This is a genomic window from Kribbella sp. CWNU-51 (genome assembly GCF_054073265.1).
Window position 1 is genome coordinate 91,593 of sequence record NZ_JBSXMZ010000014.1, and the last position, 22,031, is coordinate 113,623.

At 67.8% G+C, this 22,031-nt stretch carries 25 protein-coding genes and 1 tRNA gene; 5 read left to right on the forward strand and 21 right to left on the reverse strand.

The window, feature by feature from the left end:
- Positions 1 to 45: 45 nt before the first annotated feature.
- Positions 46 to 810 (forward strand): YybH family protein, encoded by a 765-nt coding sequence (locus ACXC9Q_RS18620; RefSeq protein WP_457057838.1) that lies wholly within the window; start codon positions 46 to 48, stop codon positions 808 to 810.
- Here the strand turns inward: ACXC9Q_RS18620 and ACXC9Q_RS18625 are convergent.
- The 4 genes from ACXC9Q_RS18625 to ACXC9Q_RS18640 all read right to left on the reverse strand — a co-directional run bounded on the left by ACXC9Q_RS18625 (position 799) and on the right by ACXC9Q_RS18640 (position 3,272).
- Complete coding sequence (locus tag ACXC9Q_RS18625) at positions 799 to 1,557, reverse strand: alpha/beta fold hydrolase (protein ID WP_457057839.1); 759 nt, start codon at positions 1,555 to 1,557, stop codon at positions 799 to 801. The genes ACXC9Q_RS18620 and ACXC9Q_RS18625 overlap by 12 nt on opposite strands.
- A gap of 251 nt (positions 1,558 to 1,808) precedes the next feature.
- Positions 1,809 to 2,036, reverse strand: coding sequence for a hypothetical protein (locus tag ACXC9Q_RS18630; protein WP_457057840.1), 228 nt, complete (start codon positions 2,034 to 2,036; stop codon positions 1,809 to 1,811).
- 28 nt (positions 2,037 to 2,064) lie between these two features.
- On the reverse strand, positions 2,065 to 2,688 hold the full coding sequence (locus ACXC9Q_RS18635) for a LysE family translocator (RefSeq protein ID WP_457057841.1): 624 nt from the start codon (positions 2,686 to 2,688) through the stop codon (positions 2,065 to 2,067).
- Complete coding sequence (locus ACXC9Q_RS18640; RefSeq protein ID WP_457057842.1) at positions 2,685 to 3,272, reverse strand: dihydrofolate reductase family protein; 588 nt, start codon at positions 3,270 to 3,272, stop codon at positions 2,685 to 2,687. The genes ACXC9Q_RS18635 and ACXC9Q_RS18640 overlap by 4 nt, the downstream gene beginning before the upstream one ends.
- A 156-nt stretch (positions 3,273 to 3,428) precedes the next feature.
- Here ACXC9Q_RS18640 and ACXC9Q_RS18645 point away from each other — a divergent pair, with 156 nt between their 5' ends.
- Positions 3,429 to 4,409 (forward strand): DUF5937 family protein, encoded by a 981-nt coding sequence (locus tag ACXC9Q_RS18645; protein WP_457057843.1) that lies wholly within the window; start codon positions 3,429 to 3,431, stop codon positions 4,407 to 4,409.
- A gap of 56 nt (positions 4,410 to 4,465) precedes the next feature.
- A complete protein-coding gene (locus ACXC9Q_RS18650) occupies positions 4,466 to 4,906 on the forward strand; it encodes a nitroreductase family deazaflavin-dependent oxidoreductase (RefSeq protein ID WP_457057844.1) in 441 nt (146 codons plus the stop codon).
- 40 nt (positions 4,907 to 4,946) lie between these two features.
- Here ACXC9Q_RS18650 and ACXC9Q_RS18655 read toward each other — a convergent pair.
- Positions 4,947 to 5,035: transfer RNA gene (locus tag ACXC9Q_RS18655), tRNA-Ser, on the reverse strand.
- Positions 5,036 to 5,568: 533 nt separating this feature from the next.
- On the opposite strand from ACXC9Q_RS18655, the gene ACXC9Q_RS18660 reads away from it, so the two are divergent.
- Positions 5,569 to 7,059: a CYTH and CHAD domain-containing protein gene (locus ACXC9Q_RS18660; protein WP_457057845.1), complete on the forward strand. Its 1,491-nt coding sequence runs from the start codon at positions 5,569 to 5,571 to the stop codon at positions 7,057 to 7,059.
- 179 nt (positions 7,060 to 7,238) lie between these two features.
- Here ACXC9Q_RS18660 and ACXC9Q_RS18665 read toward each other — a convergent pair whose 3' ends face one another.
- Both ACXC9Q_RS18665 and vsr read right to left on the reverse strand, forming a co-directional pair.
- Entirely contained in the window at positions 7,239 to 7,610 is a 372-nt protein-coding gene (locus ACXC9Q_RS18665; RefSeq protein WP_457057846.1) for a sodium:solute symporter family transporter, read from the reverse strand.
- Between the two features lie 195 nt (positions 7,611 to 7,805).
- Entirely contained in the window at positions 7,806 to 8,270 is a 465-nt protein-coding gene (gene vsr, locus ACXC9Q_RS18670) for a DNA mismatch endonuclease Vsr (RefSeq protein WP_457057847.1), read from the reverse strand.
- A gap of 44 nt (positions 8,271 to 8,314) precedes the next feature.
- Here vsr and ACXC9Q_RS18675 point away from each other — a divergent pair, with 44 nt between their 5' ends.
- A complete protein-coding gene (locus tag ACXC9Q_RS18675) occupies positions 8,315 to 9,007 on the forward strand; it encodes a hypothetical protein (RefSeq protein WP_457057848.1) in 693 nt (230 codons plus the stop codon).
- Here the strand turns inward: ACXC9Q_RS18675 and ACXC9Q_RS18680 are convergent.
- The 14 genes from ACXC9Q_RS18680 to ACXC9Q_RS18745 form a co-directional block, all read right to left on the reverse strand.
- Positions 8,962 to 9,969, reverse strand: a complete 1,008-nt coding sequence (locus tag ACXC9Q_RS18680) for a DNA cytosine methyltransferase (RefSeq protein WP_457057849.1) — start codon at positions 9,967 to 9,969, stop codon at positions 8,962 to 8,964. The two genes, ACXC9Q_RS18675 and ACXC9Q_RS18680, sit on opposite strands and share 46 nt — an antisense overlap.
- Positions 9,970 to 10,416: 447 nt before the next feature.
- Positions 10,417 to 11,787 (reverse strand): tyrosine-type recombinase/integrase, encoded by a 1,371-nt coding sequence (locus ACXC9Q_RS18685; protein WP_457057850.1) that lies wholly within the window; start codon positions 11,785 to 11,787, stop codon positions 10,417 to 10,419.
- Complete coding sequence (locus tag ACXC9Q_RS18690) at positions 11,787 to 11,987, reverse strand: helix-turn-helix transcriptional regulator (RefSeq protein WP_457057851.1); 201 nt, start codon at positions 11,985 to 11,987, stop codon at positions 11,787 to 11,789. The genes ACXC9Q_RS18685 and ACXC9Q_RS18690 overlap by 1 nt, the downstream gene beginning before the upstream one ends.
- 143 nt (positions 11,988 to 12,130) lie before the next feature.
- Positions 12,131 to 13,126 carry an AAA family ATPase gene (locus tag ACXC9Q_RS18695; protein WP_457057852.1) on the reverse strand — a complete coding sequence of 332 codons (996 nt, stop codon included), beginning with the start codon at positions 13,124 to 13,126 and terminating at the stop codon, positions 12,131 to 12,133.
- The gene (locus ACXC9Q_RS18700; protein WP_457057853.1) at positions 13,126 to 14,688 is read right to left on the reverse strand and encodes a DNA cytosine methyltransferase; all 1,563 of its coding nucleotides are present in this window, start codon (positions 14,686 to 14,688) and stop codon (positions 13,126 to 13,128) included. The genes ACXC9Q_RS18695 and ACXC9Q_RS18700 overlap by 1 nt, the downstream gene beginning before the upstream one ends.
- The gene (locus ACXC9Q_RS18705; protein ID WP_457057854.1) at positions 14,688 to 15,587 is read right to left on the reverse strand and encodes a bifunctional DNA primase/polymerase; all 900 of its coding nucleotides are present in this window, start codon (positions 15,585 to 15,587) and stop codon (positions 14,688 to 14,690) included. Before ACXC9Q_RS18705 ends, ACXC9Q_RS18700 begins: the two co-directional genes overlap by 1 nt.
- 112 nt (positions 15,588 to 15,699) lie before the next feature.
- Positions 15,700 to 16,206 (reverse strand): single-stranded DNA-binding protein, encoded by a 507-nt coding sequence (locus ACXC9Q_RS18710; RefSeq protein WP_457057855.1) that lies wholly within the window; start codon positions 16,204 to 16,206, stop codon positions 15,700 to 15,702.
- Positions 16,207 to 16,211: 5 nt separating this feature from the next.
- A complete protein-coding gene (locus tag ACXC9Q_RS18715; protein ID WP_457057856.1) occupies positions 16,212 to 16,529 on the reverse strand; it encodes a hypothetical protein in 318 nt (105 codons plus the stop codon).
- Positions 16,526 to 16,684, reverse strand: coding sequence for a hypothetical protein (locus tag ACXC9Q_RS18720; protein WP_457057858.1), 159 nt, complete (start codon positions 16,682 to 16,684; stop codon positions 16,526 to 16,528). Before ACXC9Q_RS18720 ends, ACXC9Q_RS18715 begins: the two co-directional genes overlap by 4 nt.
- 33 nt (positions 16,685 to 16,717) lie before the next feature.
- Positions 16,718 to 17,014, reverse strand: coding sequence for a hypothetical protein (locus tag ACXC9Q_RS18725; protein WP_457057859.1), 297 nt, complete (start codon positions 17,012 to 17,014; stop codon positions 16,718 to 16,720).
- Positions 17,011 to 18,009 carry a hypothetical protein gene (locus ACXC9Q_RS18730; protein ID WP_457057860.1) on the reverse strand — a complete coding sequence of 333 codons (999 nt, stop codon included), beginning with the start codon at positions 18,007 to 18,009 and terminating at the stop codon, positions 17,011 to 17,013. Before ACXC9Q_RS18730 ends, ACXC9Q_RS18725 begins: the two co-directional genes overlap by 4 nt.
- 352 nt (positions 18,010 to 18,361) lie before the next feature.
- The gene (locus tag ACXC9Q_RS18735; RefSeq protein WP_457057861.1) at positions 18,362 to 20,668 is read right to left on the reverse strand and encodes an FtsK/SpoIIIE domain-containing protein; all 2,307 of its coding nucleotides are present in this window, start codon (positions 20,666 to 20,668) and stop codon (positions 18,362 to 18,364) included.
- Complete coding sequence (locus ACXC9Q_RS18740; protein WP_457057862.1) at positions 20,668 to 21,642, reverse strand: hypothetical protein; 975 nt, start codon at positions 21,640 to 21,642, stop codon at positions 20,668 to 20,670. Before ACXC9Q_RS18740 ends, ACXC9Q_RS18735 begins: the two co-directional genes overlap by 1 nt.
- On the reverse strand, positions 21,639 to 22,013 hold the full coding sequence (locus ACXC9Q_RS18745) for a hypothetical protein (protein WP_457057863.1): 375 nt from the start codon (positions 22,011 to 22,013) through the stop codon (positions 21,639 to 21,641). The genes ACXC9Q_RS18740 and ACXC9Q_RS18745 overlap by 4 nt, the downstream gene beginning before the upstream one ends.
- Positions 22,014 to 22,031 lie beyond the last annotated feature (18 nt).

The window sequence follows — 22,031 nt, forward strand, 5'->3', positions numbered from 1 at the left end:
CGCCGGGTTGTAGGGGTGACAGAGCCTCTAATGGATGGACCAGAGATGACTGACGAGCAGGAGATCCGCACGCTGATCGAGGACTGGGTCACTGCGGTGCACACCGGTGACCTGGCCACGGTCCTGGCCGACCACGCGCCGGACATCGTGATGTTCGACGTACCCCCGCCGTACGACGGAGTGCGCGGCCTGGACGCCTACCGCGAGACGTGGCCTGGTTTCTTCGAGTGGCAACGCTCTGGCGCGACGTTCGCCTTGGAGTCGCTGGAGGTGACAGCCGGCTCGGACGTCGCCTTCGCTTTCGCCCTACTCCGCTGCGGCACCCCGGACGAGAATCCTTCGCTGCGGCTGCGCCTCACCATCGGTCTCCGCAGGACCGACGACCGCTGGACCGTCACCCACGAACATCACTCGTTCCCCCACGACGACGTACCACCCGCCGTCGCCACCGCGGACATCCGCCGCATCCTCGACCGCTGGACCGCCGACACCGCGACCCGCGACCTCGACGCCCTGATGGACCCGATCGCGGAGGACGTCGTCTCCTACGAAGTCAACGGCAACTACACCGGCAAGGCAGCAGTCCGCGAAGTCTGCAAGTCCGGGCTGGAATCGACCACCGACCCCATCACCTTCACCACCCCCGACGCGGTGGTGAAAGCCTCCGGCACCCTCGCCATCGCCTGGGGCATTGACCACGTCACCACCGCCGGCGTCGACACCGAGTCCCGCTCCACCCGAGTCTTCACCCACACCCCCCAAGGCTGGCAACTGATCCACCAGCACCTGTCCTACCCGTCAACGAGCTAGCCGCAGGATGGTGTCGAGCACTTTGGCCGGGTCGCGGAGGCTTGGGAGGTGGTCGGCGCCGGGCATCCAGATGAACTCGGCGCCGGGGATCCGGGCGGCTGTCGCGCCGGCGACGGCGGCCAGGATAGGGCGGTCCTTGTCGCCGACCATGACCGCGGTCGGCACCTGAAGCTCGTGCAGGCGGTCGTAGACGGGCGGATCCTCCTTCAGATACTGCCGCTGCTCGAACCACGCCGGTACGGCGGACCGCAGCTGAGCGACCGCGGCGTCGTCATCCCCCGCCGCGGCCCACAACCGTAACCCGAGACGCACCATCCCGTCGACATCCCGAGCCTCCCTCAGAGCGTCGGCCTCGGCGTCGAGCTCCGGCTCGTCGGGCCAGGGGAACCCGGGCACTCCCGGACACAGCAGCGCCAGCCCGACGACCCGTTCGGGCTGCTTGAGCGCCAGTCCGAACGCCGTACCCCCGCCCATCGAGCACCCGGCCAGCTGCACGCGCTCCAGCCCGAGCTGATCCAATACGGCGACCAAGTCCCCGAGCAGCGAGAACTCGGTCGTCGGCGGTGCGGACCGGCCGTAACCGCGGACGTCGTACCGCACCACCCGGTGGCCGGTCAGCCCGGGCATCACGAGATCCCAGACGCGCGAGTCGCCGATCCCGGGGTGCAGCAACACCACAGGCACCCCGTCACCCGCCAGATGCTCTGCCCAGACCTCATCCCGACCGACCGGAATCCTCAGCTCCATACGTCCAGCCTGCCAGCCCGAAGCGCGCCAGGCAGTGCCAGACCCGCTTCAGCGCCTGCTCGTCGTACTCACCAGCCACGTCACCGATCACCCGCGGCGTCAGCACCCCACCGACCGCGATCCGCTCACCCAGCTCGACATACTGCGAACCGCGGAAGTCAGCGTGCTCCCGCAGTACGTCGACCGCGAGCCGGAGCCGCCGACGAGTGCACCCGACGACAGCGCCGCCACATGTTTCAGCGCCCGTTCCGTCAACCCCACGCGAGCTCCAAGCGGAGGATGCCGGTGCGCGTGTGCCAGTGCCGGCCAGCGCGCAGATGAGTCACGAATGCGCGCTGCAAGCTCGCGCCCGACACTCCGCAGGACCCCAGGAGACGCTCGGCGTCATCGGGAAGCCGCACGCCGTCAGGCAACCCACGCACCCAGGCCCGCGCCGCCCCGGTGAACCCCAACCGCTCCGCAGCATCGTCGACATCCACACCCATGTCCCTTCGCCATAGTTCGCCTTCAGTGGGCGGTGATGAGGCGGGCGGCGAGTGCTCCGTAGATGGTTCCGGTGATCTTGTTGAGGATCTGCCGGAAGATGCGGCTGCGGAGCAGAACCCCGCGTAGCCGGCCGGCCAGCAGTCCGATCTGCAGGTCGACCATGAGCCCGACGAGCAGCATCGTTCCACCCAGGACGAACAATTGGCGGGTCACGTTACCAACTGCCGGATCCACGAACTGGGGCAGAAAGACGACGTAGAACACAACAATCTTCGGATTGGCCAGGTTGTTGAGTGCCCCGCGGCCGAACAGGCTCCAGAACCGCTTTCCCTGTCGAACGGGTTCGGTGGCCACGGATTGCTGGCGCGCCCGGAATGCCTGAAGAGCAAGCCACAGCAGATACAGCCCGCCGATCACCTTGATCACCACCAACGCTTGTGGCGCTGCATTAAGCAGTGCAGCAAGCCCGAGTGCCGTCAGAGTCGTGTGGACCAGCATCCCAGCGGCCGCTCCGCAGGCCACCGCCACGCCGGCGCGGGCCCCGCCGGCGACTCCGTTGGCAAGGAGGAAGAGCATTCCGGGACCGGGGATCACCTGCATGACCAGCACGGCCACGAGAAAGCTACTGAACATCGCGATATTCATCGGACGGCTTCGTCCCTGGCGACGCGGTACCGCAAGTGAGTAGCGGCTCCCGCGACCGGCTTTCCGTCTGCGATCAGTTCGGCCCGTATCCCATCGAACAGCCGCGTGCCCTCCCCCATCAGCCGGGGGACGAGATGGATCCACACCTCGTCGAGCAGACCGGCCGTGATCAGCTGCCCACCGACGTCCGCACCCAGCACCACAACGTCCTTGTCCCCCGCGGCAGCTTTGGCACGCCGGGCCGCGGCCTCCAGCCCATCGAAGGCGAACGTCCCTCCGTTGTCGCCGAGAAGGTCCTCCCTGGTCCGGTGGGTGACGACGAAGCTCGGTACGCCGGGCCACGGCGTACCGCCCCACGGAGCCAGACCGAGGTCGAAAGTACGCCGTCCAATGATGGTGGCGCCAACCATCGCGTCCAGCTCCCGGCGGATGGCGCCGTCGATCTCGCCGTCCGGCCCCTCTCCGGAGAAAGCCCATTCGTGCAGCCGTTCGCCGCCGTCCCCCATCGGCTCCTCCGGCCGGATGTTCGGTCCGGCCGAGAATCCGTCCAGGGACATCGATACATCCATGAATACCTTGCTCATCTCGGGTTCCTTTCGCCTTGTCGGGCCTTCTGGCCCTGTTGTGAGAAAGTCGGAGCCCATTGACCCGACTTGACGACTGTGGCCGGGGCAACGCGAGACGGCGATACTTTTAGCCTGACCTAAAACACGCAGCGGAACGCCGGCGAGGAGGCTCGAGTGATCGAGTGGCGGCTACGACCCGAGGACGTGGCCCGGATCAGGTTCGCGTTCTCACCGCTGATGGAGTTGGTGTTCAGCACGGTCGCGCTGCGGGCGCCCGGCGAACATTCGCTGCACCTTTCCTGGGTGCGCGCAACCCGGCCCTTGGTCGCCGATCTCGACCTGACCGAGGTGTTCACGCTCGCTCCGGTGCGCGGATGGATTGCCGACTTCATTTCCTTCACACCATCCGAACCGCAGCCCGACATCGCCGGCGAGTTCGACCGAATCCGGCGTACCGAAGCGCAGCAAGTCATCACCGACATCGGCGACGTGGCGGACGTGCCCGAGGAACTGGCGGACCGGATCCGTGCGGACCCCGAGGCCGCGGCCCTCCGCATCGTCGACACGCTCCAGGCCTACTGGGATGTGGCGCTGGCCCGGCATTGGCCCAGCATCCTGCGACTTCTCGAGGCCGACGTGCTGTGGCGATCACAACGACTGGCCACCGGCGGCTTGCAAGCGCTGTTCGACGACCTGCACGAGACCGTCACCCTCGACGGCGACCGCTTGTCCGTAGCGGATCCCTACGACTGGAGCGGAGAGCTATCGGGGACCGGGCTGACCCTGGTGCCGCTCGCGATGGGATGGCCGTGGGTACGCACGATGACCGGTCGCTTGAAGCCGGGGTACGTCGGCGCGCGCTACCAACCGATGATCGCCTACCCGGTCCGCGGCGTCGCCACCCTGTGGGAGACCACTCCACCGCCCCCGCCCGACGCACTGGCCGCCCTGATCGGCCGAACCCGCGCCGGCATCCTGACCACGCTCGCCGAGCCCGCCACCACCACCGCACTCGCCCGCCGGCTGCGACTCACCCCCGGAGCCATCAGCCAGCACCTGTCGGTCCTGAACGCGAGCGGACTCGTCACCCGGACCCGAGTCGCAGGCACCGTCCTCTACCGCAGAACCACCCGAGGCGACGCCCTCACCGAGTAGCGCCGAGAGCTGAGACGCTCGGCGATTGGTGTCGTATCACCATTAGGGTTGGTGAGATGACGTCAAACGCTGAGGAGTACGCGCCGAGTCCGACCGCGTGGGTCCGGGAAGAGGTCGACAAGGTCACCGAGGCCGGGACCACCGACGTGATCGATGTGCGCGGCCTGAAGGTGGTGCTGCTGACCACACGCGGCGCGAAGTCGGGCAAGATCCGCAAGTCCCCGCTGATGCGCGTCGAGCACGACAGTGTGTACCTCGCCGTCGGGTCGAACAGCGGCGGCCCGAAGAATCCGGTCTGGTACTACAACCTCAAGGCCGACCCGAAGGCCACGGTGCAAGACGGCGAAGTCACCAAGGAGTACGTCGCCCGCGAGCTCGAGGGCGCCGAGTACGAGCTGTGGTGGGACCGGGCCGTCGCCGCGTTCCCCGGCTACGCCGACTACCAGACCATGACCCCCCGCAAGATCCCCCTCTTCGTCCTCGAGCCGCTCGAATAGCCCCTTCCACCTGCCCAGGACGTCTCGACACATCACAAGGCGGAGGGTGTGGGATTCGAACCCACGATGACGGTCACCCGCCATACCGGTTTTCAAGACCGGACAGCATCGGGCCACCGAAGACGCTCCTGACCAGCGCATATGTCCCACATGACATGCAGGAAGCGGGACATGCGGGCACGTATAGGGCAAACACCTTGGTTCGGGTCCGCTAGACCTTCGGCTCATGCTCTTCAGAATCGACAGCACGAGACCGGCCTCAGCGAGGTCGGCACCGCTCTTCGTCGCGTTGCACACTCCGCAGACAAGGCGCAGGACGTGGCCCCACGAGTCGGTTGTCCGGACCTCTGTCAACGGAGCGCCCCTCATTCCTCCCGAAAGATATTCAACAGGCCACCCCACTTGCCCATGTCTGGCGCCAAGAACGGCCAATCGCCGTAAGGGCAGTCCTCGGCGCCGCAGGTGCCGCCGAAGAGCGGCTGGACCCCGGCCCCTACGAGTTCGTCCGCCAATACTGATCTGCCGGGGACTGAACCGCAACCAGCGGCGGCAGCTCCGGCCGACGTCACCCAACGGCGTGCCGGACCGGATCTGGAGCGCCTCATCGCCGACCTGCGAGCGCTCAGCTGACCAGTTCATGAATACCTGGTAAACAAGTGGGTATGCCCCCGAGCGAGCAGCTGGAGATCGAGACCAAGTACGACGTCGGTGACGACACGAGTCTTCCGGCGCTGACCGAGCTGCCGGGAGTCGCGAAGGTGGCGCGACCGGTCAAGCTCAACCTGGAGGCGGTGTACTTCGACACCGCCGGCCTGGACCTGACCGCGAACAAGGTGACATTGCGCCGCCGGACCGGCGGCGAGGACGACGGCTGGCACGTGAAGTTCCCCGTGTCAGGCGGCGAGCGGCTGGAGGTCCATTACCCACTCGGGCGAGCGGTTCGCAAGGTGCCGGTCGCGATCGTCCGCTCGGTGCGGGTGCACGTCCGGGACCACGAGCTGATCCCCGTCGTGACGCTCAACACCAAGCGCACCGTGCATCGCCTCCTGGACGAGAACGGCAAGGTGCTCGCCGAGCTCGCCGACGACCGCGTCACCGCGACCGTCGAGGGTGGCGAGCCGCAGAGCTGGCGGGAGTGGGAGGTCGAGCTCGTCGGTGGGGACCAGGAGTTGCTGGCGGCCGCGGGCGAGGTACTGCGGTCCGCAGGCGCCAAGCCGGCCGCGGCCCCGAGCAAGCTCGCGCGGGCGCTGGGCGACCGGGTCCCGGTGGTTGACTCCTGGGAGCTGCCGAAGAAACCGAAGACCTCGGACGTGTTCCGCGCCTACGCCGGTGCCCAGCTGCAGGCGATCCGCGAGCGAGACCCCGAGGTACGGCGTGATGTCCCGGACTCGATCCACAAGTTCCGGGTGGCGACCCGGCGGCTGCGGTCCGCACTGGCGACGTACCGGCCGGTCGTGGACCGCGCGGCCGGGCACCTGATCCGGGCGGAGCTGAAGTGGCTGGCCGGCGAGCTCGGCGTGGCGCGGGACGCCGAGGTGCAGCGCGAGCACTTCGCCGAGGAGGTCGCGGAGCAGCCGGTCGAACTGGTGATGGGCCGCGTCGCCGGCCGGATCGACGACCATCTGCGCGCGGTTTACAAGGCCGGCCGAGCGGGTGCGCTGGCCGCGCTGGAGAGCGAGCGCTACTTCCGGCTGCTCGAGGCGCTGGACGAGCTGATCGCCAAGCCGCCGCTGACCGATGACGACCGCAAGGCCGCCAAGCAGCTCCCCGAGCTGCTCGACCACGACTGGCGCCGGATGAGCAAGGCCGTCCGTCGCGCCGAGTCGGCCGAGGACAGCGCCGAGCAGGATCATCAGCTCCACGAGGTGCGCAAGGCCGCCAAACGGCTCCGGTACGCCGCCGAGTCCGCCGCACCGGTCCTGGGTGACGAAGCCGCCGGGTTGGCCGCCCGGGCCGAAGAGGTCCAGGAAGTCCTCGGCGAACACCAGGACAGCGTCGTGTCTCGCGACCTCCTCCGCCAACTCGCGATCGAGGTCCACCTCGACGGCGGCAACTCCTTCACCTTCGGCCGTCTCCACGCCGCCGAGGAACTCCGCGGCATCCGCTCCCGCGACGCCTTCTTCGAACTCTGGCCCACCTTGCAGTCCGGCTGAACGACAGACGGACCCGGCAAAGGTGCCGGGCCCGTCTCTCGGGGTGGGGCTGTCAGGCAGGATCGCGTCGATTCCGCAGAGCCTGCCTGACAGGTCTAGTGCTGGACTGTTGCCGCTCACCTTGTGCGACACGAAGGTGATCGAGCGCATTCCACCCACGGCGACGTTGATCACCACGATCACCGCGACGATCGCAGCACCCACGTATGGCGGGGCGCCGGTGGCCGTTTGCACGGCCAGGCCGGCGCCATGCAGTTGGGGGAGCAGGTAGAGCGTGCCGATGCCGACGACCAGGCCGGAGCAGATCCGGCGGACCAGCGGGACTCGAAGCGGGTCTCGGCGAAGTCGGGCAGGGTGTAGGCGCCCGACCGGCGCAGCGGGGCCGCGACCAGGACGAGCAGCATCAGACAGCCGACGATGTAGCCGACCGAGACTGCGCGCGTCGACAGGAGCCGTCTCTGGCCGCCGTCGTGGTCAACGCCACCACGGGCGAGGTGGGCAGCGACTTCGGTGGCGACCCGGTGGCCGAACGTCTCCACCTGTACGCGCACTGGAACTGAGGTCCGGACTGCCAGCATCCCCCTAGCTGACCGCATCTGTGGCTTGTCGGTCCTGCCGAGCAGTCACCAATTCACAAGCCCAAACAGCATCACGCCACCGGTCGTGAGTCGTCGCGAAAGGGGGCGACCAGACCCGCGTACGCACCATGCCTCAGACCCTACGAAGCCGCTAACGCGACGAGCCAATCACTGCTCGATCGCAGCTTCGCCAGCTAGCGATTTGCGAACTTGGTCCTTGCGAGTGCGTACGACCTCACAAACGCGCCGAGCCGCAACGACGGGGTCCTCGTGTTCCCACACGCGTACGACCTCCCACCCAGCTTCACCTAAGGCCGCGTCGGCCCGTCGATCGCGTAGGACGTTGTGCACAAGCTTCTCTCGCCACCATTTGCTGTTCGACTTGGGTTTGAGCCCGTGGTCGGGACAGCTGTGCCAGAAACAGCCGTCGACGTACACCGCGACCCGGAGGCCAACAAAGGCAACGTCGACCTTCCAGCGGTGCTGTCGCAGGGGTCGGTAGTCGACCCTATAGCGGAGGCCCTGCCGATAGAGCTGCCGTCTAAGCGCCACCTCTGGCGCGGTGTCGCGCGTACGTTGGCGTCGGAACCGGTCACGAACCGCCGCGGACGATGGGGCAGGTGGCAGATCCACGGGGCAAGCCTTGCTTCTAACCTCGGATCAGGCAAGCTATGGGCGTGCCGGTACAGGATGACGAACGCGAGCGACAGCTTCTCCAGCTATTCAACTTGCATGTGCCGCCCGACCGCTCACGGGCAGACATCGACGCCTACTTGAAGATGGGCGACGAGCTGATCCCCTTCGAGCTGAAGTCGACCACGTCAGGCTCGGTGTCGACGGTGCGGGATTTCGGACCCGATCACATCATCAAGTGGAAGGATCAGCACTGGATCTTCGGTGTGTACTCGCCCGGCGGCGCAGAGCTCCTCTACTGCCTCTACGCATCGCCTGCAGACATGGCGCCGTGGATCCGGGACAAGGAAAATTACGTGCGCCCAGACGCCATCTTGGAACACTCCGCCTCACGTCTGGTAACCCATGGGGTGTTGGCCGAGATTCTCGGGGTGAAGGACAGTTACACGCTGGACGAGGCTAAATGGATCATGAAGCGCCAATGGTCGGCCAAGCAATACAAGGAAGCGCAAGACCTTCCTGGCGGGCTCTACTCGCCGGACAGGATGCTGGGCATCTTGCAGGCACGTTGCGCCTACGTAATCCGTCGCGGCGCGACCCTCAACAATCCTCACATCGAGAAGTCCTATTTCGATGGTTGGCCGAGAATCGTCGAGGATCACGCGGCGACTCTGCGTCAGATGGTTAGCGACTACTTGGCATCCAAGGCGGCTCCGACCGACGAGGCTACGGCGTAGGCCAACGGGGGCGGCACTGCGTTGCCGATCTGGCCAAGTGCCATGTACGTCGGTCCGACGAATGGCCAGTCCTCGGGGAAACCCTGCATCAGCGCCACGTCACGCACAGACAAGCGGAAGTGGCCGTTGGCCGCCGGGAAGATACGGGCCTTTTCCCTCGTGGCGGCGACGCCGTTCGGCCATATTTCTAGACGCTCGAATCGACGCTGTGCCGAAACACTGTTCAGAATCGACGTCGTATTCCTAGGCCCATTTAGAGTGCTCCGAATAGTGGGACTCAGATCATCGAACCCAATGTCAGGTAATCCGAGTGCTTGACGGATACCCATGCACGCCTGTAACTGACCGGCGTCCGATTCCGGCCAGCAATGCGTAGGGGCCGGCGGCTCGAACTTGGCGGCTGCACGTTTACTGCGGAAGCCAATGAAGAACACTCTCCGCCGAACCTGCGGGACGCCATAGTCCTGTGCCCTTAGCACCATTTGAAAGACTGTGTAGTCCTTCTCCAAGGGCTCGGTGATTTGCTCGCGCACATAAGCGGAGAACTTGGCGCCAGCGAGCGCCGGAACGTTCTCTGCTATGAAGGCGGTTGGCCGGGTGCCTTTGACGGCCCGGACGAACTCGGGCCACATGTCCCGAGGGTCGAGCTTCCCACGTTGCCGTCCGGCATGGGAGAAGGGCTGGCAGGGCGGCCCTCCGTGTAGAACGTCGACCTGGTCCCGCCAGTCCTGCCACCGGACACCGCGGACGTCTCCATCGTCGCCGCCGTACACGTCCCAGTCGGGCTTGGCCTTGACGAGGGTCGCGGCCGCATCTTCAAGGATCTCGAACGAGGCAACATGTCCAAACCCAGCCCGAGCGAAGCCGAGATCGAGGCCCCCTCCGCCACTAAAGAGGGAGAGGGTGTTTACCTCGCGTGCAGGCTGCTCAGGCATCAGCAACTCTGGGTCATAATTCGGCACGTTCACCTGATGTTTGGGCTCAGGTCCGTCACCCCTCAGGCCTGCTGACTTGGCATCGCGGGCCTGTCGAGCGCGGGCCCTGAAGACCTCCCGCTGCTCTTCCGTGAGCTCCCATGGCTCGTGTAATGGGTGCGTAGACGGGATGCGACTGGGGACGACTGCGGGACGCTCAGCCCTACTCACACACATCAGCTCCTACATCGCAACGCTTGGCTAGGGACACAGTATTGGAGGCGTCAGACGTTCTTGTTTATTTCGACTTGAGCCACGCGGACATGGTTGCTCGGAACTCCTTCTTGGGCCGGGCTCGACGAGGCACGCTCACGACATGGCGCTGGAATCTCACTGCTGGTGAGCTCCGAGAGCCGCCTCGATTCGGCTCCGGGCGAGGTCCTCCTGCCCGTCCAGACACTTGGCATAGACGCGCAAGAGCATCTCCAAACTGGATCAGGTCTTCAGAGCCGCCTCGATCCGCTTCCTGGCAACCTCCTCCTGACCGTCCAGGCACTTCGCATAGACCCGCAGGAGCACATCAACGCTGTGCCCTGCCCACTCGGCTACTCGCGGCGGCTCCACGCCGCTCGCCAGCCAGGTGGAGACAGCAGCGTGCCGAAGGTCGTATGGGCGCTTGGCGAGCGGAGATTGCCGGGCGACCTCGACACCGAATACGCGCTCCCGGACTTTGCGCCACATCGTCTGGTAGGTGACCGCCGGTAGCTCGCCTCCTCGTTCAGCCCAGAACAGCCGGCCATCGGTATCTGTGCCGCGCTCGACAAGGTGCCGATGCAGAATCTCGGTCAGTTCGGGAGGGCAAGGCACCGGCCGACTTTCACCCACAGCGCGGTGCTTGAGCTGCCGCTGATCCCGATCCTTCCCAGAGTCTGTCCACCGTGCACCCGCGTACGGGTTTGATTCTTCGATGTGCAGCACTCCCCACCCGGTCGCTGGTAGCGACAGGTTCGACTTCCGAAGGTCAACGGCTTCACCGGGTCGCAGCGCAGAGAAGTACATCACCGCAAAGAAAGCCACCATTCGCGGCCCGCTTCGTGGCATCTCACCGACCGCCTTCAGTAACGCCCTGGCTTGTGTGGGGTTGACGACTGATCGCGGATCGACGGCGCCGGTCGTCTGCTTCGGCGCTGACCACTTGATGGAGCCGATCGGATTGCGTTCGAGGAGCTTTAGTTCGACGGCATAGTCAAGGGCGTTCGACAGGACGGCGCGCTTTCTCGCGGTGACAGTGGCCGCCGCCGGCTTGCCGTCCAACCGGCTGGCCAGCGCATCGAGTGCCGCCCGAATCACTTCCGGCTTGCCGAGAGTCGAGACAGGTTTGCAGTTCTTCTCGACCCACACCAGAACGACCTTCACATCCTTCGGTAGTTCAGCGTTGCGCCGCGTCGTGTTGAATGCCCAGCCATGTAGTGCGGCACGGATTACCTTGTCGTCGGGCTTTCCCCGGCCGCCAGCGAGCATCGCGGCGGTCACTGACACCAACGCGTCGCTCGTGCTGCGTCGAGTCGTTGCGGCAGCCCTCGACCACTTCAGATCGACGTACTTGCAGGCGAAGGTGTACCAACTCACCTCGTCGCGGATTCTGGACTCAGAGACAGGCCGACCGGTGTCGAGGTCGAAAGCCTCACCATCGCGAACCGCGCTAACCAGCTTCGAACGATCGCTGTCTGCGAGGGTGCGCACCTGGAAGTTCTTCTTGAACGGCTGCCCTCCCACTCGCCAGCGGACGGTGTAGCTGAATTTGCCTTTGGCGAGCTTGTTCTTCTGGATTTTTGCGGAGATCCGCACGTCAAAGCTGGTCGCCATCAGGCCGCCTCCTCCCGGCTGTCGAGCCAGCTTTCGAGTTCAGTGCGGCGGACACGGATCTCGCCATTCGGCAGCTTGATGCAGCGCGGTCCGGTGCCCTTGGTGCGCCATTCGTAGAAGGTCGAGCGGGAGATGCCCAGGTCATCGCAAACCTCAGCGACGGTCATCCGGGTCCGGCCGGTAATCGGGGTGGTGGTCATCTGTGAATCTCCTTCGATCAGAGCATCGGTTCGGTCGGTTGGTGGGACAGGTGAGACAGGCTGGCGTGAGCGCTGTCCCACCTCTTCGGGGGTAAAACCGCAGGTCAGAGCGTTGCCAGGACAGGTGGGACAGGTGGGACACATCACGGCAGATCATCTGTCCCGTCCTCTGGGGGTGCGGCGTATCTGCCGTCGCCGACGCGGAGCAGGTGGCCGCGTTTCTCCATCCGTGCACAGGTGCGCCGTACGTTCTGAGCGTCAAGCTCGACAGCGTCAGCGATCTCTTTCGGGCTGGCGCCTTGGTGACCTCGGACGTAGCGCAGGATGGTTGCGCTTGTGTCGTGCACGGTGTGGTCGAGCGCGGGGCCGTCGAGCAGGGTCCAGGCCTGTGTCGTCGGGTCTTGGTGGAGTGCGCGCTTGGTTTCTTCTACGTCGCGGCCGGTGGTGGCCAAGGTGCCGTCGGCTTCGTAGCGTTCGCGTCTGAGGACGTGGACGGTGTCTGCGGCCCCGGCGATGCCGTTGGTGCCGGAGAGTTCTTCGAGGAAGTCTTCGGCGCCCATTTTGCGTACGTGGTGCACCAGGACCACGGCGACTTCGTATCGGTCGGCGATGGTCTTGGCGAGGCCGGTGGCGCGGTAGTCGTCGGCGTAGGCGTTGGACCCGGCGACCTGGCCGCGCACCTTGGCGAACACGTCGATAACGACCATGCGGGCAGTGGGGAAGTAGTCCAGCCATCCCGCGATGTCGGCGCTGCCACCCGCTCCCAGCGCCGGGCAGTCCGTGGCCAGGTGCAGCCCGGACGGTGCAGGCGCGCCGTCGAGGACGGTGCGGATGCGTCGCTGCAGTCGGCGCGGGTTGTCTTCCAGCGCGAGGTACAGCACGGGGCCTACGTCGCACTGGAGAGACCCAAGCGCGAGACCACCGGCGGCGACGGACAGCGCCCAGCACAAGGCGAGCCAGGACTTGCCGACTTTCGGCGCCCCCGCGAGCACCGAGAGTCCTTCGGGCACGATGCCGGGGATCGCCCACGCCGGTTCGGGAAACTCGGTGTCGAGCAGCCGATCAGCGGTCCAAGCGTCGGCGAACGGATGCAGCATCCGTACGTTGTCCTGGCCTGGCTGGACGGGGTTGGCGGTCATCAGGCAGCCACCGCCTGCCCGCCGGTGAGGTCGCCTACGTCGTAGCCGAGCGCTTCGGCGGTCGCGGCGATCAGGTCGCGCGCGGCGGGTGGGGTGACGGCGTTGCCGAGCTGGCGGACTCGTTCGCGCTTGTTGCCGAGCACGACATAGCCGGGGGTGAACGCCATCCCGGCAGCGATCTCGTGCGGCTCCAACATCCGGAACAGGCAGTCCTCGACGGCCGGGGTCGCGTACTCGAGGACCGACTGATGCCCCGCGGTCGTCAGGGTCCGCAGCGCCTCCCCGGCCGGGGTGCACATCTCGGCACCGCCGGTGTTGTGACGCATCACAAGGGCGAACCGGTCGCGGGTGGTGAAAGTGCCGTGCGGGTCGTTTGTCGTCCGGGCGGTCGCGTTGCCGTAGTACGGCATCAACAGGCCGTGGTGGTTGCCTGAGGCAGCGAACGTGTCGAACACCTGCCCGATGCCCTTGGCGGTGTTGTTGGCCCGCAGCGGCACAACGAGCGCTTCGGACTCGGTCGCGGTCCGGGTCCGCATCACGTCCATGACCCCGGTCGCGGCGTCGTTCCAGGTCCCCCCGGCGGGCACCAGCAGGGCGTTCTCGTTGCGCGTCGTCTGGGTCCGCAGTACTGCGGTGACGGGCATGGCCTGTTTGCCGTCGCGGCCTTCCATCGGCACGACCAGCGGCGCTCCCATCCGGGCTTGCCGTTCAAGCGCGTCGGCGATCCGCTGCATCGTCTTGTCGGCTAGTGGGCGGGTCTTGTCGCCGATCCGCTCACCGGGCAGGGTCCAGTCGATCGCGGATGCGGCGGGCAGCCAGCCCGGCTCGACCACGGTGTTGCGGCACGTGACGTGCGGGCAGCGCCACACGTACTGCGCGCGGTAGCGGCCCCACACCTTGTCGGGCTTCTTCCAGGCCTGCATCGCGCGGACCAGCTCGTCACATCCGGGGCAGTACGCCAGCGGCCGGGTCCAGCGGTTCAGGTCTGGGCAGCGGGTCTTCTTCAGGTGCGCCACGACGTACAGGCGGTCGCGGGATTGCGGCGCGGGCTGCCCGCCGGCCTGGGCGTGCATCGAGTTCAGGTAGACGACGTGCAGGCAGTAGCCGAGCGCGTCGAACCCTGCCCGCCACGACGGCCACAGCACCCACTTGGCCGCGTCCACGACGTTCTCCACGATCACGACCGGGTAGCGGTGGTACTCGGTGAACCGCAAAACGTCCCACATCGTCGCCCGCGACCGCTCGGCAGCCTCGTCCGGCAGCGTCTCGCCGAACAGGTCAGGCGTGGCGTCGATGTTGCGTTTGCGGGCCTTGGCGATCGAGTGGTTCGTACACTCCGGTGAGATCCACAGTCCCTGCGTGGACGGGTAGCGGCTCGGCTCGACCTGCGACAGGTCGGCGCAGTCGTGGTCGGTCGTCGGGTGGTTGGTGTTGTGGGTGTCCACTGCGAGCCGCCAATGGTTGGCGGCCATCCGCACGGTCACCCCGGGCACCTGGATCGCGCCGGTGCTCGATCCCCCGGCACCGCAGAACAGGTCGGTCCAGCTCATCGCGAAACTCATCAGGCAGCTACCTTCCGGGGTCGTTTCGCACCGGCACTCAGACCGGAGGTGATTGTCTTGTCGGCTTGGGTTTCGGTGTAGGCGCCTGCCGCGATCTGGGTGGCGGCAGCGGCCGTCAGCGCGGCGCGTATGTCGTCGGCGCTGAGCGCGCCTCCTGCGGCGAGCTGGCCCAGGTTCTGAGCCGCGATGAACAACGCCTTGTTCCGTTCGCCCTCAGGCGCCGTGGCGACGTGGCCGCATTCGGCCGCGATCGCACGATCGAGGTAGGTCGAGTGGCGGCCGGTGCGCAGCTGCACGGGCCCGGCCAGATTGACCGGGGTCGGCGATGGGGTGAGCAGGTGTGTGAGCCAGCCGGCCAGTGGCGCGGGCGTCTCGTCGTACACCAGGTCGTAGCGGTTGCCGTTGACAACCGTCCCGGCGGCCACGACATAGCCACCAGCCGCGCGGGTGTCGACTAGCCAGCCGAGTCCCCGGCCACGCTCACCGTCGGTGTTGCGCAGCTCGACCCCGGACGGAGCCTCGTAGTACAGGTGGAACCCACCACGCCCCGTTCGCACTGTGTAGGTGTCCAGGACCAGCCCTTGACCGGCTTCAGCGGCCACGGTGGCGAACACGTCGTATCCGTGGGTGATCCCCGGCAGGTTCCATCGTTCCGGCGGGGTCTGGCCGGGCTTGGGCTTGTCGAGATCGATCACGACCAGACCTGCGGGTCCGCAGGCGATTGCTACGCCGTGGCGGGCGTGACCGGGCCAGGTCCACCAGCGCGTCAGCCGGTCTTCGTCGGTGGTCGCGGCGCTCTCCCACGCGGGGATGGCGGGCACCTTCGCGCCGGGCGCGAGTGGGAACACCGGCCAGCCGCGCCGGGCCGCGTCGAGCGCTGTGGACAGGTTCGGGATCACGGTTCCTCCAAGTCGTGTGAGGGCGATGCGCGTCGGGTTCGGAGTGGTGTCGGCGGCCGGGCCGGTCAGGTGGTCCACGGCCCGGCCGCCGGGCTAGATGGGTCGGGCGGGGTCAGAAGGGCGGTTCGTCCATGCCCCGGCTCGCCCACGGGTCGCTCGCGCCGGCCCCGTCACCGGCGGGCGCTCCGGCGGTGACGGGCTGGCGGTTCGCGTTGGTGAACGGGTCGTCGGGATTCCCGCTGGTCTTGCTGGCGCGGGTGGTCTTTGTGACCTTGGCGGTCGCGAACGTGAGCGACGGGCCGATCTCGTCAACCTCCAGGTCGATCGAGGTCCGCTTGTCACCTTCGGGGGTCTCCCAGTTCGACTGCCGCAGCCGCCCGGTCGCGATGACGCGCTGGCCGCGCTGGAGAGATTCGGCGGCGTTCTCGGCGACCTGACGCCATGCGGTGGCCCGCAGGAACAGGGTGTCTCCGTCCACGTACTCCCCCGACGCCTTGTCGAAGCGGCGCGGGGTCGAGGCGATCGAGAACCGGGCCAGCGCGGCACCGGACGGGGTGAACCGGAGTTCGGGGTCATCGGTCAGGTTGCCGACGATGGTGATGATCGTTTCGTTGCTCATGGCTCCTACTTGCCTTCCGGTCGAGTGACGGTGCGGGGTTTGCGGGTGGTGTCGAGGGCGTCGAGCCAGGCCGTGACCACGGCCAGGACGTCGATCAGTTCGGCGCGGGTGCGGTGGCTCGGGCCGTCGTAGGTGAGGGTGTTGGCGATCTCGCCGACTTCCTCGACCAGGACCGGCAGCCAGCGCGGCGAGTCCGGCGACAGTGCCTCGATGCTGTTCGGGCCGTGCTTGGCGTGGGCCGCGGCCCGCGCCCGGTACGCCTCGGTCATCAGCTGGAGCGGCTGGTGGCCGGCGAATGCCGTGCGGGTGACGGTGGTGGTCATCGGTGCCACCACCGCACGCGCCCGGCGGCCTTCTCGAACCGCTGCCGGGCCTTGAGCGCGCCGGTGGTTTCGTTGTTGTCGGAGTAGCGGTTCAGGTCGGCCAGCGCGGCGTCGTACTGCTCGCGCGGGCTGAGCTTCTTCTTGGTCTTGGCCATGTCGGTCGGGTCCTCTCGGTATCGCGGGTTGGGCTAGATGGCGTTGCGTTTGGCGCGTTCGGCGTGGTTCCACAGGCGTCGCCCGATGCGGAGTCGGCGGCCGGTGCCTTTGCAGCGGGGGCAGTCGCGCCAGGCCTTGCCGTTGGGGGCGCGCAGCCTGCCGAGTCCCTTGCAGCGTCGGCATCCCCGGAATGGCCAGATGCGGCAGGTGACCAGGTACAGGAAGCTGATCGAGGCGCCGACGACGATCAGCAGGAACGCGCCACCGGCGGTGATCAACGCGGTCAGCGAGACCGCGTCCGGCACGAGGGGGTACAGGGCGGGTCTCACCGGCGACCCCCGCGCGAGTTGGCGGCCAGCGCGTCGCCGGTGAGCCGGTTCTCGCGGCGCCGGGTGCGGGCCAGCCGCTGGCAGTCGGCCTTGAACAGGTACGGGTCGGTGGCGTAGATCTGCGCCTGTCGGTAGGCCGTGGGTTCGGCCGCGCCGGCGGGGTTGTCGGCGATCCAGCAGACCCCGCGGGCACTGTCGCCCAGGTCGGTCGCGTCGGCCCCGGTGTCCCGGGCGGTGGGTCCCAGGACCCGGTCGGCGTGCTCGGGGTCGCGCAACCGGAGCGCGACCCGGGTTTCCATCGCGTCGATCAGGTCGATCGGCAGATAGCCCAGGTACGGGGAACGGACCCCCAGCACGAGACTGACACCGGCCGCGCGACCACGGATGGCTACCCGGACCAGTGCGTCGGTGAACGCCTGGCCGTCGTCGTCGCTGTGCACCCAGCGGATCGCGTCGCCGATCACGACGACGTGGCGCGCCAGCCCGGTCAGGTCCACGTCGATCCCGGCCGCGAGCAGCTTGCGAGGCAGCGCGGTCGGCAAGAGCCTGTGCAGCGCGGGGATGCTGGCGATGTGCAGCAGGTCGAGGCCGGCGGCGGCGATGTCGGCGTTCAGCTTGGCGAGCACCTTCGCGCGCCGGTCGATCTCTGCGGCCAGCTCGGTCAGGTCATCGATCACGACTCGCGCCGTCCGGCCGCCGTGGCCGGCGGTGGTGATGAAGCGGTGCGCCAAGCCCTGCATCGCGGCCAGTTCCCAGTACCCGTCCGGTTCGTAGATGTGGAAGCGGGTGGCGGGGAACCGGGCGTGGTGGAGCGCGACGGTGCGTACGGCGGTGGTGACCAGGGTGCGCGGGTCGCCCACGATCATGGTGTGGCCACGCGGGATGTGCACCGCCCGGCCGGTGGCGTCCACACCGATCGCCACGTCGTCGGTCGGGACGTGGCGCGGCCCGACCTTCGGCGGCAGGGTCCGGCCGAACGGCCCGAACCCGCTCATCGGTTGCGGAGAGTCACTATAGAGGCGATTAAGGATAGCGCGGACGGTGGTGGTGAGAGTGCGCATGAGCGGTCTCCTGTGGCCCTGTGCGGGTCGATCGGGGGTTGGGCTAGCACTAGCGGTTGCGAGGGGGGTCAAAGCGGCTCCTAGGGCCTGTTTTGGGCTGTTTTCGGCATGGCTTCGCGGACCCGTTAGACCCGGCGTTACCGCAGGTCACGGGTGGTTTCGGGTCGCTAGCGGAGGTGCTAGGTCTAGCGGGCCCAGGTGCTAGGAATCCCCGTGATTCCCCGGCCCCGCTAGGCCGTCGCGGGCGTCAGCCGAACGTGGCTGTTGTCAGGGAGTTGTCAGGGCGTTAGGCGCCCACCTCGCCCTCACCAGAGCCATCACGCTGTGTGACCTTTCTGGCTTGTTCGGCGGTGCGGGCCTTGGCCAGGTCGGCGCGGGCGAAGCCGCGCTTGTTGGCGCCCTTGCCGGACTCGTCGGTCAGCCACACCTGCGCGGTCGGGACGCTGTGCGGCTTGAGTGCCGCGGCCAGCTGGGTTGCGTCCCAGCCGCGGTACACCTCGGGTCGCAGGTCGCCCAGCCGGGCGCACACGGTCTCTGACCACACCTTGTCCTCGCCCGGGGCGAGCACGGCGGCGATGTCGTCCAGCAGCGAGAACTGCGGTCTCGCCTCGATGTCCGGGGTCTCGCCGGCCGCGTGCCCGGTGATGGTCCCGGCCTTCTCCCGCAGCGCGCGGGCGCGCTTGATGATCTGCTCAGCGGCGGGACCGTCGATGTAGTAGGACCGGGCCACCTGGTGGGCGTCGGCGTGACCCTTGAGGATGCCGATTCCCTTGTCCTTAAGGGTGAACGCGGCGGCGTTGAGCCCGTTCTTGTACGACGACGTGCCCAGGACCATGTCGTTCTCGGTCTGGCCCATCACCCGCAGGCAGTACCGGATACCCGCGTTCGCCGACACCCCGGTCGGCAGCGAGTCCTTGTCCGGGCGCTGCGTGGCCAGGACCAGCATGATCCCGAGGGCGGGACCCCGCTTGATGATGTCCAGGCACAAGTCCTCGGCTTCGGCGCCGTGGGTCTTGTCGGAGAACAGTTCCTGGCACTCATCGATCGCGACCACGATCGGGTACAGACCCAGGGACCGCTTCGCGGCGATCTCGGGCGTGACCTTGTTCTCCTTGCGCAGATCGACCGGGAGCCGCTTGAGAGCGTGGGCGCGGGACTCCAGTTCCTTGTGTACCTCGCGCAGTCCCGCCATCGTCGCGTCCAGGGACTTGTCGTCACCGGGACCGGAGTGGAACCGGTGCGCGACCTGCTCCAGCGCGTCCAGGTCGCCGGTGCCCTTCAGTTCGTAGACGTACATCTCGACGGTCGGGTCCAGCGCGGCGGCGAGCAGGACCACCCGCAGCGCGAACGTCTTGCCGAACCGCGGCATCGCACCGATCAGCATGTTGCCGAACATCAGCAACAGGTGGACCGGGCGGCCTCGCTGGTCGGTCGCGAACGGGAACGGCTCGAACATCGAGGCCTTGCCCGCCTTGGCCAGCGGCCACGCCACCGGCGGGGTCTTGGCCATGTCCTTGTCCCCCACCCACAAGATGAGGCGGCCCTCGTGCTGGTCCGGGTCCGGGTCGGGCCACACGCAGCCCAGCGGCCGGCGCAGCGCCGACGCGACCGCGGACCGCTTCTCCATGATGTCGGCCGCCGTCACGCCGTGCGGAAGGTCGATGTCGGCCCGCCATCCCGGACCGTCGCGGTGGATCGGGTTCGGGAACGTGATCCCGCGACCGGACTTGACCGCCGCGTTGAGCAGCGAGTTGTTCAGGCTGCCGAGTGCGCGGATGATCATGTCGCTGGTCAGTTCCGGGACCTTGCCCGTGACCACGGCACGACCGATCAGCGGCTTGTCGGCAGTCCCGCCCCGGACCCCCAGCCAGGACGCGGCACCCAGAGCGAGCAGGACCGCGACCGGGACCGGGGCGGCGAAACAGACCACCGCGAGTCCCGCCAGGACCGGGACCGCCGCACCCGCCGACAGCATCAGCCGTGCCTTCTGCCGCTCGGCGGTCCGCTGGGCCAGTTTCATGTGCTCGATCGCGTCGGCCTTGCGGACCGCCTCGGCCCGCAGCGGCCGGGTCTCGGCATCGGTGACCCAGCGGGTGTAGTCGCGCAGCACCCGCGCCCCGCCGCGCGGCACCCGCACCGCGACCCTGCCCGCATACAGCGGTGTCCGGGCCGCGTGGTACTTCGCCTTGTGCTTGGCCATCTCCTTGGCCCACGCGATGGCCGCCGTGCGGGTCGCGGCGTCGGTCAGCCACAGCGGCAGCACGTCGCGGCGGTTGTCGGTGCGGTCCCACGGGAAAAGCCCCGGGACCGTGCCCGGCGCCGGGTCCACCGGCAGCACCGCCGGGGCTTCCTCGCCGTCGTCATCGATCTCGTAGTCGGCAGGCCGCGCGGATGGGACCTCGCGGGCCACCACGTCCTGCACCCGCGGCTCGTCCTGCACCCGCTCGTCCCGTTCCGGCTCGTCCTGGTCCGGGCTGTGGTCGGGCGCGGGCACATCGCGGTGCAGCGGGACGACCTCACCCATGGCGGTGTGCTCGTTGTCGTCGTTGGGCCGCTCGTCGCGGTCCTGGTTTCTGCTGCCGATGAATCGCATCAGGCGGCCTCCTCGCTCGTCTCGTTTTCGCTGTCGGTCTGCGGGTTCTCGGTCGTCGCGGCCGGTGTGATGTCGGCCGCCGCGGTTGGGGTGTTCTCGGTCTTCCAGTCGCGTGCCCACCGGCGCCCCAACGACGGGTCAACATCGGCGACCCGGGCCAGCTCGCCGCCGCTCGGCTCCCGCCCGCCCGCCAGCTCGGCATCCCAGTGCGCGCGGGCCTTGTCCTTGCCGGTCGTCTTGCCGGTCCGCTTCCCGGCCGGGCGCTGTGCGGGCTTCCGCGCGGGCCGCCTGGTCGCCGGGTTCGGCTTCGGGGCGGGCGCCGGCGCAGTGGCCGCGGGTTCGACCGGCGCCGGGTTCGGCGACTCGAGTAGCGGGGTGGCCGGGTCGGTGAGCGGTTCGGTGGCCCGGGTGGGGTTGGCCAGCGCGGCGGCCTGTTCGGCGCGCAGAACGGCTTCGGTGAGCCGGTCGCGCAGCACCGGGCCGGTTTCGGCGGCGCAGTACACCAGCAGTGGCGGCACCGAGTGCAGCACGATCCCGGCCAGGTCGACCCTGTGCAACGACGCCCAGGTGTTCATCGCGTACGTCGCGGCGAACGCGAACCGCTTCGTCCGGCTGATCCACTTGCCAGCGTCGCGGACCTGGTAGCGGGCGGTGACCTGTTCGGCGCGAAGGACCGCGATCAGCACCAGCGACACCATCGGGTCCAGCAGCCAGGCCGCGAACCACGGCAGCGACAACACCGCCGCACCCTGGGCGGCGAACGCCTGGACGTTGACCATCGTGAACGCCAGACCAAGCACGATGCCCAGCCACATCAACACGTCCACCTGCTTGCGGATCGACTCGACCCGCAGCGCGACCACGTCAGGGTGAGTGGACAGCGCCCGGACCTGCGACGCGCTCGCAGCGGTCGCGCGCAACTTGTCCACCCCGGACGGCTTCGCGTTGCTGGGGGCAACCAGTGCCGTGCTCATCGCTGGTCCTCCTCGTGCTCGTCGGTGTCGGTGAGGTTGTAGCCCTGGGCGTTGATGGCCGACTGTGCGGCGGCCAGCAGTTCGGCACCGCCACGGGCACGCTCGGCGGCCTGCATTAGTGCCTCGTGGGCCATCGCGACGCTGGCGGCCGGGTCGCGGTTGCGGTCGTATACGTCGTACTCGGTCAGTGACACCCGCAGCCCTCTGGCAAGCTGTCCGGCCAACTGTGCAAGGCCGAACCCCATGGCTTGCAGGTTGCCGAGAACGTCGTAGGCCAGCGGGGCGGGGATCGTGCGGTAGGTGCCGTGGTTGAGGGCGCGGATCGCCTCGTAGGCATCGTCGGCGTGCTGGATCAGCTTCGCGTCGTTCATCGGTTGCTCCTGGTTCTG